This window comes from Glycomyces tritici, from assembly GCF_030403505.1.
The window spans coordinates 99,001-114,840 of record NZ_JAUEMJ010000013.1 but is presented as its reverse complement, the minus strand read 5'-3'; the positions used below and the strand labels follow the sequence as shown (position 1 = coordinate 114,840).

Annotated in this window: 11 protein-coding genes and 1 pseudogene; 8 read left to right on the top strand and 4 right to left on the bottom strand. The window is 71.6% G+C overall.

Annotated elements, in window-relative coordinates:
• Positions 1-48 precede the first annotated feature (48 nt).
• A pseudogene (locus QWI33_RS29530) lies at positions 49-2,013 on the top strand (Hsp70 family protein); the annotation flags it as partial.
• Between the two features lie 900 nt (positions 2,014-2,913).
• On the opposite strand, the gene QWI33_RS27370 reads toward QWI33_RS29530, so the two are convergent.
• Complete coding sequence (locus tag QWI33_RS27370) at positions 2,914-4,644, bottom strand: carbohydrate-binding protein (protein WP_289959866.1); 1,731 nt, start codon at positions 4,642-4,644, stop codon at positions 2,914-2,916.
• A 204-nt stretch (positions 4,645-4,848) separates the two neighbouring features.
• Between QWI33_RS27370 and QWI33_RS27365 the strand changes: the two genes are divergently transcribed.
• The 5 genes from QWI33_RS27365 (at position 4,849) to QWI33_RS27345 (ending at position 10,984) form a co-directional block, all read left to right on the top strand.
• Entirely contained in the window at positions 4,849-5,880 is a 1,032-nt protein-coding gene (locus tag QWI33_RS27365) for a LacI family DNA-binding transcriptional regulator (protein WP_289959865.1), read from the top strand.
• Between the two features lie 43 nt (positions 5,881-5,923).
• Positions 5,924-7,171 carry a sugar ABC transporter substrate-binding protein gene (locus QWI33_RS27360; RefSeq protein ID WP_289959864.1) on the top strand — a complete coding sequence of 416 codons (1,248 nt, stop codon included), beginning with the start codon at positions 5,924-5,926 and terminating at the stop codon, positions 7,169-7,171.
• Between the two features lie 279 nt (positions 7,172-7,450).
• The gene (locus QWI33_RS27355) at positions 7,451-8,272 is read left to right on the top strand and encodes a carbohydrate ABC transporter permease (protein ID WP_289959863.1); all 822 of its coding nucleotides are present in this window, start codon (positions 7,451-7,453) and stop codon (positions 8,270-8,272) included.
• Positions 8,269-9,081 (top strand): carbohydrate ABC transporter permease, encoded by an 813-nt coding sequence (locus tag QWI33_RS27350; protein WP_289959862.1) that lies wholly within the window; start codon positions 8,269-8,271, stop codon positions 9,079-9,081. Before QWI33_RS27355 ends, QWI33_RS27350 begins: the two co-directional genes overlap by 4 nt.
• Positions 9,082-9,085: 4 nt before the next feature.
• Entirely contained in the window at positions 9,086-10,984 is a 1,899-nt protein-coding gene (locus QWI33_RS27345) for a glycoside hydrolase family 127 protein (RefSeq protein ID WP_289959861.1), read from the top strand.
• A 148-nt stretch (positions 10,985-11,132) separates the two neighbouring features.
• Here the strand turns inward: QWI33_RS27345 and QWI33_RS27340 are convergent, their stop codons facing one another.
• A complete protein-coding gene (locus QWI33_RS27340; RefSeq protein ID WP_435367607.1) occupies positions 11,133-11,555 on the bottom strand; it encodes a winged helix-turn-helix transcriptional regulator in 423 nt (140 codons plus the stop codon).
• An 80-nt stretch (positions 11,556-11,635) separates the two neighbouring features.
• Between QWI33_RS27340 and QWI33_RS27335 the strand changes: the two genes are divergently transcribed.
• Together QWI33_RS27335 and QWI33_RS27330 are read left to right on the top strand one after the other, a co-directional pair.
• Positions 11,636-12,514, top strand: a complete 879-nt coding sequence (locus QWI33_RS27335; protein ID WP_289959859.1) for an NmrA family NAD(P)-binding protein — start codon at positions 11,636-11,638, stop codon at positions 12,512-12,514.
• A 99-nt stretch (positions 12,515-12,613) separates the two neighbouring features.
• Positions 12,614-13,939, top strand: a complete 1,326-nt coding sequence (locus QWI33_RS27330; protein ID WP_289959858.1) for a PQQ-binding-like beta-propeller repeat protein — start codon at positions 12,614-12,616, stop codon at positions 13,937-13,939.
• 128 nt (positions 13,940-14,067) lie between these two features.
• Here the strand turns inward: QWI33_RS27330 and QWI33_RS27325 are convergent, their stop codons facing one another.
• A complete protein-coding gene (locus QWI33_RS27325; RefSeq protein ID WP_289959857.1) occupies positions 14,068-14,871 on the bottom strand; it encodes a hypothetical protein in 804 nt (267 codons plus the stop codon).
• Positions 14,868-15,788: an ATP-binding cassette domain-containing protein gene (locus tag QWI33_RS27320; protein ID WP_289959856.1), complete on the bottom strand. Its 921-nt coding sequence runs from the start codon at positions 15,786-15,788 to the stop codon at positions 14,868-14,870. Before QWI33_RS27320 ends, QWI33_RS27325 begins: the two co-directional genes overlap by 4 nt.
• Positions 15,789-15,840 lie beyond the last annotated feature (52 nt).

Genomic DNA, 15,840 nt, shown 5'->3' with positions numbered 1-15,840 from the left:
TATCCTCGCGACGGATCGCCGGTCCCTCCACCCCCCGACTCACCGCCCATGAACAGGACCAGCTTGCAGACCCCCGTATGGCTCGCCGTCGACCTCGGCACCACCCACACCGTCGCCGTGGTCGGCCGCGAAGGCGCCGAACCCCGCTCCCTGCTCTTCGACGGCTCGCCGCTGCTCCCCTCCGGCGTCTACCTCGACACCAGCGGGGAACTCCACACCGGCCGCGACGCCCAGCGGCTCGCCGCCTCCGAACCCGCGCGCTTCGAACCGCACCCCAAGCGCCGCATCGACGACGGCGCCGTCCTCCTCGGCGACCGCGAAGTCCCGGTCGAAGAACTCCTCGCCACCGGCCTGCGCCGCGTCGCCGAAGCCGCCGCCTCCACCGGGCAGCGCCCCACCGAGACCGTCCTGACCTACCCCGCCGACTGGGGCCCGGTCCGCCGCGCCGTCCTCGAACGCGCCGCCGTCCTCGCCGGGTTCGGCCGCGTCCGCCTCCTCGCCGAACCCATCGCCGCCGCCACCTACTGCGCCGAGATCCTCGGCCAGGACATCCCGCGCGGCGGCGCCGTCGCCATCTTCGACTTCGGCGGCGGCACCTTCGACGTGGCCGTGGTCCGCCGCGAGGACGACGACACCGGACGCTTCCGCACCCTCGCCGTCGGCGGCCTCGACGACCTCGGCGGCCTCGACGTCGACATGGCCCTCGCCGCCCACCTCGGCCGCATCGTCGCCGGACGCGACCCCGAACTGTGGCAGCGGCTCTCGGATCCCCAGACCACCGCCGACCTGCGCGACCGCCTCGCCTTCTGGGGCGAGGTGCGCGCCGCGAAAGAGATGCTCTCGCGCACCTCCACCGCCCCCGTCGCCCTCCCCGGCCACAACCCGATGGGCCTGCACCTCACCCGCGACGAACTCCAGTCCCTCGCCGACCCGCTCGTCTCCCGCGCCATCGACGAGACCCGCCGCACCGTCGAACGCGCCGGACTCGCCGCCGGCGAACTCACCGCGCTCCTCCTCGTCGGCGGCTCCAGCCGCATGCCCCTCGTCGCCACCCGCCTCCACGCCCGCCTCGGCGTCGCCCCCGCCGTCCCCGAGCAGCCCGAACTCCCGGTCGCCTTCGGCGCCTTGCGGTTCAGCGTCACCGACCAGATCGAGGCGGTCTCGAGCCCGCCCGCGACCCCGCCCGCGGGGGCACCCGGACCGCTGCACTACGCGCCGTACCCGGTGGTCGGGGCCCCGACCCCGGCGCCGGACCCGGGCGGACGCCCCTCGCCCGCGACGCCCCCGGGCCTCGCCCCCACGCCACCGGGCCCGGCCGCCACCCCGCCGGGCGGCACGCTCCCCCCGCGCGCGACCGGGACACCGCCGCTCACCCAGCCCGTCACCCTCAACTGGCCGCCCCCGGCCCGCGCGATACCGCGGCCGTTCCGCCGGCACGTGTTGGGCATGGTGGCCAGTGCGATCGCGACCATCGCGATCGTGGCCGTCGTCATCTCCCAGCTCGACTGGGACGGCACCGCCGGCGACCTCACCGACAGCCTCATCGACGGCGTCGAGAATCTGGGCGAGAACGGCCCCGAACTCGCCTCCGTCTACCAGCAGCAGCTCGGCACCACCGGCGCCGCCACCGTGGCCGCCGGCGAGAACATCGCCGTCATCGCCGAGGTCACCACCGGGTTCACCACCGTCTACGCCGTCGACGCCCAAGGTGATTCACTGTGGACGAACGAATACGAGCTGGAACCGACCGAGCTCCACATGACGATCGTCGGCGACCTGCTCGTCTTGGACGCCCTCTACTCCGCCACCGACGAAGGCATGACCATGCGCGCCGTCGCCCGGCTCGACACCGGCGAACTGCTGTGGAAGCAGCCCTGGGAGTACCGCAACGACGTCGCCTTCTACGGCACCGACGTCCTCGTGGAGCAGCGCGACGGCTTCGAGGACAATGCCGCCATCCGCATCGACCTCACTACGGGCGAGGAGGTGTGGCGCGAAAAGGGCCCCGAGAGCCTGTACACCATCGACGACTACCGCATCCGTGCCGCGACCGTCTGGGACGAGGGCGCGGAGGACCCGGTCGGCGCGGTCCCCCCGAACTCGCACTCGCTCTACGACAACCTCATCGCCGCCGGCCAGGTCGTGGACCTGAACCCGGAGGAGGGGACGGCGATCGTGCGCGACGCCGCCAGCGGCGACCAGACCGCCGAAGGGGCGCTCCCGATCGACGATGACTTCTGGACCGTATTCGACGGCTACGTGATCGGCCGCGCCAACGAGGAGACCTCCCCCGGGCGCGACACCCTGAACGCCTACTCGCTCGACGACTTCATCGCGGCGGGGAGCGGCGGGACCGGCGAGATCGGCGCGGCCTGGAGCATCCCGTTCGACGTCAACCTCAGCGTCCAGCAGGTCAAAGCCTGCGGGCCCCATCTGGTGTGCGTCGCCCTCGACCACACCGACGCCGATAAGACCGTCGCCTACGACACCGCCACGGGCGAGCAGGTCTGGGAGGCCGTGCTGGACTGGTCCGACGAAGGGCACTGGTACACCTCCCCGAACGCGCTCATCCTCGGCGACCAGACCTTCGACACGGTGAGCACCGCCCGGGTCCTGGACTTCGACGGCGGCCAGATCGTGGAAGGCGAGCTGTTCGTCTCCGCCCTGGCGGTCCAGGGCGGCCGCGCGGTGATGGACGGCTCCCACATGGGCGGCTGGGAGGTCTCCGTGCTGGACATGGCGACCGGCGAGACCTCGGCGGCGGCGGACGTCGGCGCCGACCTCGCCGAGCACGCCTCCCTCTGGGGCGACCTCCTCGTGGTCCTCACCGGCGGGAACAACGCGATGGTCTTCACCGTCCCGGACATGTTAAAGGGGCCGGGCGCGAGCCCGGCCCCCGCTCACGTCAGGCCGCTAGGTCAGCGTGATGCTGTCGAGCTCGGCGTAGCCGGTCCCGCCGTTGAAGTTCGGCGCGCCCTTCGCCAGGCGGATCATGTTGTAGCCCGCCTTCAGGTTCACCGTGACCTGCACCGTGCCGAACTGGGCCCAGCCCGCGGTCGCCGGATAGGACACTGTGGAGAACCCGCCGCCGTTGTAGGCCAGGCCGTGGGTCGAGACCGCTCCCGTCCCGTTGGCGTACCGGATGGTCATCGTGTAGCTGCGGGCCTGCGGCACGTTCACCGAGAAGTCCACGAAGGAGTCCGAGCGCATGTCCGTGTTGTTGTCGATGCCGCCCACGTAGTAGCCGTTCGACGCGCCGCTCGCACCGCGCGTCTGCGCGTTCACCACGGTCTGGTTCTCGGCCTCGTACACCTGCTGCCAGGAGGTGGTCGGGCCGTTCACCGGGGTGACCACCAGCTGGTAGGCCGCCTCGGCGCTCATGTTGTTCACGGGCACCGAGATCGCGCCGTTCGACACGGTCATCGTCGTGGTCGAGACGGTCGTGGGCGACGCGACCGCGGTGTGGCGGCCCGATCCCGGCGTCGAGAGCAGCTGCACCCGCACCTGCGACCCGAACGCGCCCAGTCCGGTGACGCGCACGGTGTTGTTCCCGGAGTCGCCGCCGAAGACCGTGTTCACGATCTTGCGGGACGAGTCGTAGGAGGCCACGCCGTCCAGCCACGAGTGGGGCGTGGTCCGCACGATGTTGCCGGTCATGGCGCCGTACCAGCGGTACAGCCAGTACGAGGCGGTCGGCTGGTTCTGCAGCGTGAACAGGCCGTCGAACGTGCCCGCCTCGAACCAGTACGCGCGGTGCGCCTCGCGCGCGCCGTGCCGCTCCAGCACCGCCATCCAGTGGAGGGCGACCGACGGGATGTCCATCTGGTTCAAGCTGTTGTACTCATTGATCGCGATCGGCCGGTCCGCGATCCCCAGCGAGTCCTCGATGGCCCGGTAGTCGGCGACGTGGTCGTCGAAGCTGTTCCAGTCCATGTCGCCCAGCTCGTGCCACACGATCACGTCCGGCACGGTGTTCGTGGCCTTCGCGTGCGTCAGGAACGAGACCATCCGGTCGTGGTTGTAGTACGAGTCGCTCGGGCCCACGATCGGCGTCACCGGGTCGAGCGAGTCCACGAGCTTGTACGTGCGCGCCCAGCCCTCGTTGAACGAGCCGGCCTGGCCGGTGTTCCAGGTCCAGTCCGGCTCGTTCCACAGCTCCCAGCCGTGGATGTTCGTCATGCCGGTCTCGGCGAGCCGGTCCTGGACCTGCTTGCGGACCTTCGACTCCCAGTCGCCCCAGCCCTGCCACTGGTACGGGAAGGTCGGGTAGATGTCGGGCATGCGGATGAACTGCTGCGCGCCGGCCCGGATGAGGTTGTCGCCCACGTCGAGCGAGTCGCAGCACGGCTCGGTCGCGCCGTTGCCCAGGTGCGTGGTGCCCGGCGCGGGCTGCGTGAAGCTGGTCGGGTTGAGCGGCAGCAGCATCGCGGTGGTCGGCTGCGCGTCCGAGCCGACGCCGTAGAGGCCGCCCGAGGCGACCTGCGTGGCCGGGCGCACGACGCTGCCCACGTCCACGGTGAGGGTGAGTCCGGCGGCCTCGGCCGGGACCGAGCTTCCGGCTATGACCGCGGCGACGGCGGCGGCGATGACGCCCGCCCGCGTCGCGGCCCGGCGGAGCCGGGGAAATCTGAGGGTGGATCGCATGAGTGCTCCTCGTCGATAGGTCGAACCGGTTCGACACATCAATGGAGGTCTGACGCTAGTTTCGAACTCTGTTCGATACAAGATCTTCGATGTAACAAAGGCATATACATGGGAAACGTTCCCAGGGGGCACTTGCGTCAGACGCATCACGGGGTTAAGCTCCGAACCGGTTCGACGATTCGAACCGGTTCGGAGGAGGACAGCATGGTCAACATCGGCGACGTCGCCCGCGCCGCGGGCGTGGCCCGCTCGACCGCGTCGTACGCGCTCACCGGCAAGCGCGCCGTCTCGGACGAGGTGCGGATGCGCGTCCGCCAGGCCGCCCTGGACCTCGGCTACACCCCCAACGCCGGCGCCCGGGCCCTCGCCACCTCCCGCTCCAACGTCATCGGGCTCCTCGCCCAGTTCCTCCCCGACGAGTTCGCGCCCGCGATGCTCCAGTACCTCCAAGGCGTCACCGACACCGCCCGCGACCTCGGCTACGACATCCTGCTCAGCTCCGACTCGGACGGGCCCGGCGCGCTCAAGCGCATCACCGACTCCCGCATGGTCGACGGCGTCGTGCTCCTCAACGTCGCCGAGGACGACGACCGCCTCCCCGTGCTCCGCGCCGCCGCCCAGCCCGGCGCGCTCGTCGGCCTCCCGCGCGACTGCACCGGCGTCGACGTCTTCGACCTCGACTTCGAAGAGGCCGGACGCGCCATGGTCGACCACCTCGCCCGCCTCGGCCACCGCGAACTCATCCTCGTCTCCCAGCCCGAGCACGTCGTCGAACGCGGCGGCGCCTACGTCTGGCGCCTCCAGAACGCCGCCGTCCAGGCCGCCGCCGCCAAGGGCATCACCCTCCACACCGTGTTCGGCGCCGCCACCCAGCCCGACATCGGCCGCGACCTGCACGCCCTCCTCGACGCCCACCCCGGCGCCACGGGCCTGCTCCTCAACAACGAGGCCGCCGCCGCCGCGCTCCCCACCGTGCTGCGCTCGCGCGACGTCGAGAGCCCCGCCGACCTCTCCGTCATCGGCCGCTACTCCGACGAGTTCGCGCGCACCTTCTCCCTGCCCTACTCCTCGATCGAGAGCGCCCCGGACCGGTTGGGCAGCATGGCCGTGCGCCAGCTCGTGCGCCGCATCGAGAACCAGGTCCCCGAAGGCGACCCGTACGTCGTGCGGTTCGTCCACCCAGAACTCGTCGACCGGGGCAGCACCGCGGCCCCGGGCCCGGCGTCCCGGCAGTAACCCATCCCTCAATGCAGTAACCCGTTCAAGGAGGAACACCGAAATGCGAACCACCCGACCCCTCTTCAAGGCCGCGGCCGCAGGCGTCGCCTGCGCCGCCCTGGCCTTCGCCACCGCCTGCTCGTCCGGCGGCACCACCGACCAGGACGCCGACACGTACACCTGGTGGGACCCGTACCCCCAGCACGCCGAGGGCTCCGACTGGGCCAAGCGCGTCGCCGCCTGCGGCGACGCCGCCGGAGTGACGATCGAGCGCACGCCGTTCGACACCACCGCGCTCACCAACCAGGCGCTGCTCGCGGCCCAGGAGGGCACCAGCCCGGACGTCATCCTGCTCGACAACCCGGCCGTCTCCACCCTCGCCGACACCGGGATGCTCACCACCATGGACGAACTCGGCCTCGACGTCTCCGGCGTCGACGAGAACCTCCTCGCCGCCGGCGTGGTCGACGACGCGACCTACGGCATCCCCGTGGGCGCCAACACGCTCGCGCTCTACTACAACGAGGACGTGCTCACCGCCGCCGGCGTGGACCCGGCCGCCGTCACCGACTGGGCCACCCTCACCGACGCGCTCGCGAAGGTTACCGGTAACGGCGCCAAGGGGATCACCTTCGCCGGCATCGGCACCGAAGAGGGCTCCTTCCAGTTCCTGCCCTGGTTCTGGGGCGCCGGGGCCGACCTCCGCCAGCTCGACTCGCCCGAAGCCGTTGCGGCCCTCGAGCTGTGGACCGGCTGGCTCGAATCGGGATACGCGCCCGACTCGGTCATCACCAACTCCCAGAACACCACCTGGGAGGAGTTCCTGACGGGCGAGTACGGCTTCGCCGTCAACGGCACCTGGCAGGTCAACAGCGCCGCCGAAGCCGGCTTCAACACCGGCGTCATCCCGCTGCCCGGCCAGAACGGCGGCACCGCGCCCGCCCCCACGGGCGGTGAGTTCGCCCTCGCCCCCGTCCAGTCCGACACCGAGCGGTACGACGTCACCCGCCAGATCATCGAGTGCATGACCACTCCTGAAGGGTTCGTCGAGACCGCCACGACCTTCGCGTACTACATCCCGCCGACCGCCGACGGCCAGACCGCGCTCCTGGAGGCCCAGCCCGAGCTCCAGCCGTGGGTCGACGCCGTCCGCGGCGCCAAGGGCCGCACCAGCGACAACCTCGGCACCGACTACCCGAAGATCTCCGAAGCGCTCTGGACCGCCGTCCAGAACGCCCTCTCCGGCTCGGCCTCTCCGGCCGACGCCCTGGCCCAGGCGCAGGCCGACGCGGCTGCCGCCACCGAGTAAGACGGAGTTGCCATGACCTCGACCTCGGTCACCACGACCGGGCGTGGGGGCGGCCCCCGGGCGGGGGGGCCCCCCCCCCCCCCCCCCCCCCCCCCCGCCCCCCCCCCCCCCCCCCCCCGCGCCCCCCCCGCGGCCCCCCCCCGGGGGGGGGCCCCCCCCCCGGGGGGGGGGGCCCCCCGGCCCGCCGCACCCGGCCCGGCCGCCCGCCGCAAGCGCCTCGGCGGCGCCTCGCGCTGGACCGCCCTCGGCTTCGCCGCGCCGCTCCTCGCCTACCTGCTCGTGTTCTACGCGTACCCGCTGTGGCGCAACGTGGAGCTGAGCGTCCACGACTACACGGTGCGCGCCTTCGTGCAGGGCGACCCCGAGTTCGTGGGCTTCGCCAAGTACGCGGAGGTCTTCGGCTCGGGCTCCTTCGGCACCGCCGTGCTGAACACCGCCCTGTTCACCGTCGTCTCGATCGCCTTCCAGTACGCGATCGGGCTCGCACTCGCGGTGTTCTTCCGCAACAACTTCCGGCTCTCGGGCGTGCTCCGCGCCCTGTTCCTCGTGCCGTGGCTGCTGCCGCTCATCGTCTCGTCCTCCACGTGGGCGTGGATGCTCAACAGCGAGAACGGCATCGTGAACTCCGTGATCGAGGCGTTCGGCGGCGAGCAGGTCAACTGGCTCACCTCGCCCGACACCGCGCTCACGGCCGTCATCATCGCCAACATCTGGCTGGGCATCCCGTTCAACCTGGTGATCCTCTACTCAGGACTCCAGCAGATCCCGCCGGAGACCTACGAGGCCGCGTCCCTGGACGGCGCGAACGCCCGCGAGCAGTTCTGGCACATCACGCTGCCGCTCCTGCGCCCCGTCTCCGCGATCACGCTGCTCCTGGGGTTCATCTACACGCTCAAGGTCGTCGACGTCATCTGGATCATGACCACCGGCGGGCCCGGCGACTCCTCGCTCACCCTCGCGGTGTGGTCCTACCGCGAAGCCTTCGGCACCGGGCAGCCCGACTTCTCGCCCGCCGCCGCGATCGGCAACCTGCTCATCGTCATCGCGCTGGTCTTCGGCTTCGTCCACCTGCGCGTCCAGCGGAACGGAGCCCAGCGATGACCACCACGCGGTCCTGGTGGAAGACCGGCCTCGGCGTCGTCTTCACCGCCGTCATGCTGTTCCCCGTCTACTGGATGGTGAACGTCTCGCTCACCCCCACCAACGAACTGCGCCAGACCAACTGGTTCCCCGCGCACCCCACGCTCGAAGGTTTCGAGTCCGCACTGGCCCAGCAGCTCCCGGCGCTCGGCACCAGCCTCGCCATCGGCGCCGGCTGCGTCCTGCTCACCGTGGTCATCGCCGCACCGGCCGGGTACGCGCTCGCGATCCTCAACCTGCGCGGCGGGCGGGCGCTCAACTTCCTGCTCCTGGTGGCGCAGATGGTCCCCGCGGTCGTCATGGCCATGGGGTTCTACGCGATCTACGTGCGCCTGGGCATGCTGAACACGGTGTGGGGCCTCATCATCGCCGACTCGACCATCGCCGTCCCCTTCGGCGTGCTGCTGTACACGACGTTCATGGCGGGCATCCCCAAGGAGCTCATCCAGGCCGCCCGCGTCGACGGCGCCGGCGCCTGGGGCACGTTCACCAAGATCGTGCTCCCGGTGAGCCGCAACTCGACGCTCACCGTCGCGCTCTTCGCGTTCCTGTGGGCCTGGTCGGACTTCATCTTCGCCTCGACCCTCAGCCGCGCCAGCGAATACGTGCCGATCACCCTCGGGATCTACCAGTACATCGGCAACAACACCACGCAGTGGAACGCGATCATGGCCACCGCCGTCGTCGCGTCGCTCCCCGCGGCGATCCTCCTGGTCGTCGCCCAACGATATGTGGCCGCCGGCGTGACCGCCGGGGCCGTGAAGGACTGAACCAGTGCGAGACCACACCGTGCCGGTCGACGCCCCGGGCCGCTCGCGCGGCCTCGGCGTCGGCGAGTTCCACCTCGATGGCGGGTTCTGGGGCGGCCTCCAGGCCGCCAACACCGCCGCCACCCTCCGGCACTGCCTGGAGTGGATGGAACGACTCGGCTGGATCGCGAACTTCGACCGCGTCGCCAGTGGGGACACGGGCGGGGAGCGCCCCGGCTGGCAGTTCTCCGACTCCGAGATCTACAAGCTCATGGAGGCCCTGGCCTGGGAGTACGGCCGCACCGGCGCGACCTGGGCCGAGGAGACGCTGACGGCCCTGACCGAGCGGGTGGCCGCCGCCCAGGACGCGGACGGCTATCTCAACACCTGCTACGGCCATGCGGGCCAAGCGGACCGGTACTCGGACCTCTCTTCGGGGCACGAGCTGTACTGCACCGGCCACCTGCTGCAGGCCGCGGTCGCGCGCCTGCGCACCGTGGGAGAGGACAAGCTGGTCGAGATCGCCCGGCAGGCCGCCGACGAGGTGTGCCGCACGTTCGGCGCGGACGGCCGGGACGGCATCTGCGGGCACCCCGAGATCGAAGTGGGCCTTGCGGAACTGGGCCGGGCGCTGCGGGAGCCGCGCTACACCGAGCAGGCGCGGCGCTTCATCGAACGGCGCGGCCGCGGCACCCTCAAGCCCGTGACGCTGCTGGACGCCGCCTACTTCCAGGACGACCTGCCGGTGCGCGAGGCCGACGCCTGGCGCGGGCACGCGGTGCGGGCGCTGTACCTGGCGGCCGGGGCGGTCGACGTCGCGGTCGACACCGGTGATACCGACCTGCTCAATGCCGTTGAGCGCCAATGGGGGAGGAGCGTCGAGCGCCGCACGTACCTCACGGGCGGCATGGGCTCGCGCCACCAGGACGAGGGCTTCGGCGAGGACTGGGAGCTCCCGCCGGACCGCGCCTACTGCGAGACGTGCGCCGGGATCGCCTCGAACATGGTGTCGTGGCGGCTCTACCTGGCGACCGGTGCGGTCGAGTACGCCGACCTGATGGAACGCACCTTCTACAACGTCATCGCCGCCTCGCCGGCCGAGGACGGGAAGTCCTTCTTCTACGCCAACCCGCTCCACCAGCGCAGCGCTGCGGCGGAGGTGCGCCCGGACGAGGTCAACCCGCGGGCCGAGGGCGGCGTGCGCGCCCCCTGGTTCGACGTCTCGTGCTGCCCGACCAACCTGGCCAGGACGCTGGCGAGCTGGCAGGCCTACGCCGCTTCGGTCGAGGGCGAACAGGTCTCGCTGCTCCAGTACGCGAGCGGCGACCTGCGCATCGCGATCGGCGACGGCGAGGAACTGGCGCTGCGGGTGACGACCGAATACCCGCACGAGGGCACGATCCGCATCGAAGTGCTGGAGGCCCCTGAGCGCCCGGTAACGCTGCGGCTGCGGGTCCCGCACTGGGCGGACGGGGCGAGGCTGGCGACCGACACGGGGGCGCAAGCCGTGGGGCCGGGCTGGGCGAGCCCGCAGGACCCGCTGCGGCAGGGCGCGGTCATCGTGCTGCGACTCCCGGTGGAACCCCGGTTCACCTGGCCTGACGAGCGCATCGACGCGGTACGGGGCTGCGTCGCCGTCGAACGCGGCCCGCTCGTGCTGTGCGCCGAGTCGATCGACCTCCCCGACGCGGCGGTCATCGAAACCCTCCGGGTGGACCCGTCGATCCCCCCGCGCGCCGAGCGGGAAGGCGCGGTCGTGCAGGCGACCGCGGCCGCCGCGGCGAGCACACCCGGCGCACTGCCCTACGGGCCGAACCCGAGACGGTTCGACGCCGCGGCGACGCTGGAACTCGGCCTCATCCCGTACCACCGCTGGGCCCAGCGGGGCAGCACCGCGATGCGGGTCTTCCTCCCCACCGTGTGACCTTGCGGCCCTTGACCGATCACCTTGCGGTCAAGGGCCGCTTCATGTTCGTCGGCGAGCCGGGGAGTGCCCGAAGCCGACCGGTTCCGGCGCGGCCGCGGCGACCGTTCAGGACGGCGCGGCGGCCCCTGGCCGGCGGTGCGATCGGTCAGGTGCGGTGCGGCGGCTCCTGCGCCGCGTCCCAGTCGGCTCGTGCGGTCGCGATGGCGTCCTTGTGCTCGCGAGACCAGTCGGCCAGGACGTCGACCATGTCGGAGAGGCTCCGGCCCACCGGGGTGAGCCGGTACTCGACCTGCGGCGGGATCGTCGGATGCACTGTGCGCTCCACGAGGCCGTCGCGCCACAGCCGCTTCGTCGTCAGCGTCAGCATGCGCTGCGAGATCCCGGGAATCGCCCGCTCCAGTTCGCGGAAGCGGCGCACGCCCTTCGCGAGCTCGACGACGACCAGCACGGTCCACTTGTCGCCGAGCCGGTCGAGCACGTCCCTGATGCCGCAGTCGTCATCCCCACACGGGCCCTCGGGAATAAGGGCTGCGACCGGGGGAGTTACCGCCGTGTTCGTGGCTGACACAGAAGTGCCTCCTTTCGGAGTCCGCAGCCGCGTGCGAGTCTCGGGCTGCAATCGAACCTTACAACGCAAGGAGCACCCCGATGATTCTCGTGACCGGCGTGAGCGGCGGCCTCGGCGGCCTCATCCTCAACGGCCTCAAAGCGATCGACGACATCGACGTGGCGGGCGGGACCCGCGCGGGCGACGGCGCCACCGCGCGCCGCATCGACTTCGACGAGCCCGACTCCCTCGCGGAGGGCTTCGAGGACGTCGACGTCCTGGTGTTCGTCTCGGCCGGGTACGCCGAGGACGACGTGGTCCTGGCCCGCCACGGGGCCGTGATCGACGCCGCCGCCGCCGCGGGCGTGAAGCACGTGATCTACACCAGCCTGGCGTCTTCGGGCGAGCGCATGACGATCGCGCTGCCGCACCGCTGGACCGAGGCGCGTCTCGCGGAGGCCCCGTTCGACGTCACGGTCCTGCGCAACGGCCTCTACCCCGAGATCGCGGCCGGCCTGGCGGCTGCCGGAGCGGCCATGGCGGCCGAGACCGGCGTGCTCGCCGCCCCGTTCGGCGAGGGCCGGGTCTCGGTCGTCGCGAGGGAGGACCTGGCGGACGTCGCGGTCCGCGTTGCGGCCGAGACCGAACGGGACCTGGCGGCAGGGAAGCGGAGCCGCCACGCGGGGCGGACCTACGAGCTCGAAGGCCCCGCCGCGGTCGGCGGCGCGGAGATCGCAGCGGCGGTGGCCGAGGCGCTCGGCAGGCCGGTCGGCTACCACTCGATGTCCCTTTCGGACACTAGGGAAGGGCTGCAGGGCAGCGGACTCCTGCCGTACCAGATCCACCACACCCTCTCCATCGCCTCGAACATCAAGGCCGGCTGGTCCGAAGCGACGCGCACCGACCTCACGGGCCTCCTGCCCACCGGGGCCCGACCGGTCCTCGACCGCATCGTGGCCGCCGTCGGAGCGGGCGACTGAGACCGGGGACTCGGTCGGTGCCAGCGGTTGCGGCCCGCGCCTGCACTGGCGCGCGATGACCCGGCGCGGATGCAGGGCCGGACGACCAAAAGGCGTGACATGGGAATTCAGGTACGTGCAGGACTCGGTGCCGCGATGGCCGCCGCGTTGCTCCTCATCAGTGCGTGCGGCGAGGCGAACCCCGGCGACGACGGCGTGACCGACGAGGCCGGCGCGGAGGAGCCGACCGAGTCGGCCCCGGCGCCGGAGCTGCCCGCCTTCGACCCGCCCACCAAGTTCGACGCCGCGGCGCCCGCCGCCATGCCCGCTGAGGCCAGTGACAGCAAGGTGAGCATCGGCGGCACGAACATCCTGCCGCTGCCCGTGGCGCTCAGCGGCACCACCGCGTTCGTCGCGTCGGTGAACCGGCTGCAGGTGGTCGACGCGATCACCGGCGAGGTCCTCACCACGGTCGAACCCGAGCTCGCAGCCGCCAACCAGCCGGGCATCGGCGTCTTCGTCGGATCGAACCCGACCGAGGCGCCCCTGGTCGCCGAGGTCGACGGCACCGCAATGGTGCTCGTGCCGTTCGTCGTCGACCGAGAAGCGGCCGGGACGGAGGCGCCGGGCCGGGCGCTGGAGCTGATCGCCGTCGACGCCGCCACGTTCGAGCCGGCGTTCACCGCCACGATCGACCTGGCCGACTGGGCCGACGACTCCTACAACTCGGTCAACGCCGTCGCCCTGGCGCACTCCGAGGGTGTCGTGGCGGTCGAGGTCTCCGGAGGGGGCAGCCAGACCATCGGCATCGACCTCGCCACCCGGGAGGCGGTGTGGACGAGGGACTTCGGCGTCGACGTCGTCGCCGGCGACACGCTCGTCGGCTGGCCGGTCCAGGGCAGCACGGGCATCGAGGAGGGCATCGCCGGCCTCTCCGTCAAGGACGGCGAGCCGAAATGGCAGGGCAACATGGACTACGACGGCCACGGCCTCAAGCCCGCCGGCCCGAAGTTCTTCGTGAGCATCAAGGACGAGACCTTGAGCTACACCGAGGACGTCTTCAACATCGTCGACGCCGCGACCGGAACGGTCGTGGACTCCGGCGTCGGCGACTACGCGCTCATCGACTGCCTGTACGACGGCGCCGAGACGACGACCTGCTTCCGCCGCGGCGAGGACTGGGCCGGGGCGTTCGACGCCGCCACCGGCGAGTGGCTGTGGTCCCTGCCGGACGAGGCGGGCTCCAGGATCGCGCCGATGGTCACCACCGTCTGGCACGGAGCCGTCTACGGCCTCACCGAGAACGGGCCGGTCGTGCTCGACGCGCGCACCGGCGCGGACCTGGAGGTCGCCCCCGGTGCCGCCCCGTACCTCGTGAACGAGTACGTCGGGATCGCGGCCGACGAAGCGAGCGGCGGCGTCGCGGCGTTCCCCGCCACGGCCTGACGCGAGACGACCGGACGCCCCCGCCCTCCGAACCGGAGGCGGGGGCGTCCGGCCTGCCGCGGCCGTCCCGCGCGCGGCGGCGGCCCGGACCGATCGGTCCGGGCCGCCGGTTTCCCGGTGGTGGAGGGTCAGACGTCGGAGCGCCTGATGCGCCAGGCGGCCGCGCCGAGCGTGGCGGCGATGTAGCCGCCGAACACGGCCAGTCCCGCCGGCGGCGAGAGCGCGTCCGGTTCCTGTGTCACCGCGGTGAACGCGTCGCCCGCCTCAGAAGGCAGGTACTGCACGACGTCGCTCCAGCTCTCCGGGACCAGCAGCGCGGCCACCATGGCCAGCAGGAACATCACACCGAACAGCGTCGTGATCGCGCCGGGCGTGGAGCGCAGCAGCGCGCCGAGCCCGAGCCCGAGTAGCCCCGAACCGGTGAGCAGGCCCGCAGTGCCGATGACCGCGCGTGCCACGCCCGGGTCGGACCACGACGCGCCGCCGTCGCCGATGAGTGCCTGGCCCGCAGTGAAGACGACCGCCGAAGCGGCCAGCGCCACGACGAACACCACCGCGGCGAACACCGCGACCTTGGCCCACAGCACCGGCAGCCGCTTCGGCACGGCCGCCATCGAGGAGCGGATCATCCCGGTGCTGTACTCGCCGGCGGTGAACAGGACGCCGAGCGCCCCGAACGCCAGCAGCGCGAAGTTCGTGCCGGTGAAGCTCGCGCCGATCGGGTCGGTCGGCTCGTTGCCGGGAGGGCCGCCGGGGTCGCTGCCGTCGCCGTACAGGGACGAGGCGAGGAGCCCGAAGCCGATGAGCAGCAGGACCGCGATGCTCAGGGTGATGAAGGTCGAGCGCACCGACCAGAACTTGATCCATTCGCTCTTCACGACCCGCGGGAGGCTGACGCGCTTGCGGGGGAGGGCGGCGATTGCAGTGGTCATCGGGTTGCTCCGATCATGGCGGACTGGTATTCGACGGCGTCCTTGGTGAGTTCCATGAACGCCTCCTCGAGGGACGGGCGGATGACGGTGAGTTCGTGGACCGGGATCCCGGCCGCCGCGGCGCGGTCGCCGATCTCCTCGGCGGTCAGGCCCGTGACCTCGAACAGGCCGCGGTCGATGCTGAGCACCTTGGTCCCGGGGCCGGCGATGAGGTCATGCAGGGCGCTCGCGTGCGGGGAGCGCACTCGGACGCTCTCGTTGGACGCGCTCTCGATGAATCCGCTCACCGAGACGTCAGCGATCAAGCGGCCCTTGCCGATCACGATGAGGTGCTCGGCGGTCAGCGCCATCTCGCTCATCAGGTGCGAGGAGACGAAGACGGTGCGGCCCTGCTCGGCGAGGCCGCGCATCAGGTTGCGGATCCACAGCACGCCTTCGGGGTCGAGGCCGTTGGTCGGCTCGTCGAGGATGACGACTTCGGGGTCGCCGAGGAGCGCTGAGGCGATGCCCAGGCGCTGGCCCATGCCCAGGGAGAACCCGCCGACCCGCTTGCGGGCCACTTCGTGCAGGCCGACGATGTCGATCACTTCGTCCACACGGGACTTCGGAACGCCGGTGGTGGCGGCGAGGGCGAGCAGGTGGTGGTAGGCGGTGCGGCCGGTGTGGACGGCCTTCGCGTCGAGCAGGGCGCCGGCCTGGAACATCGGGTCGGGGTGCTCGGCGTAGGGGCGGCCGTTCACGGTGGCGGTGCCGGAGGTCGGCCGGTCGAGGCCGAGGATCATGCGCATGGTCGTGGACTTGCCTGAGCCGTTCGGTCCGAGGAAGCCGGTCACGATGCCCGGTTTGACGTGGAAGCTGAGGCCGTCGACGGCGGTCTTGTCGCCGTAGCGCTTGGTGAGGTCGTGTACTTCGATCATGCCTCAAGTCTCTGATCGGGCGCCGGTAGTCGTCGTCGTCCAGCCGCGGGCG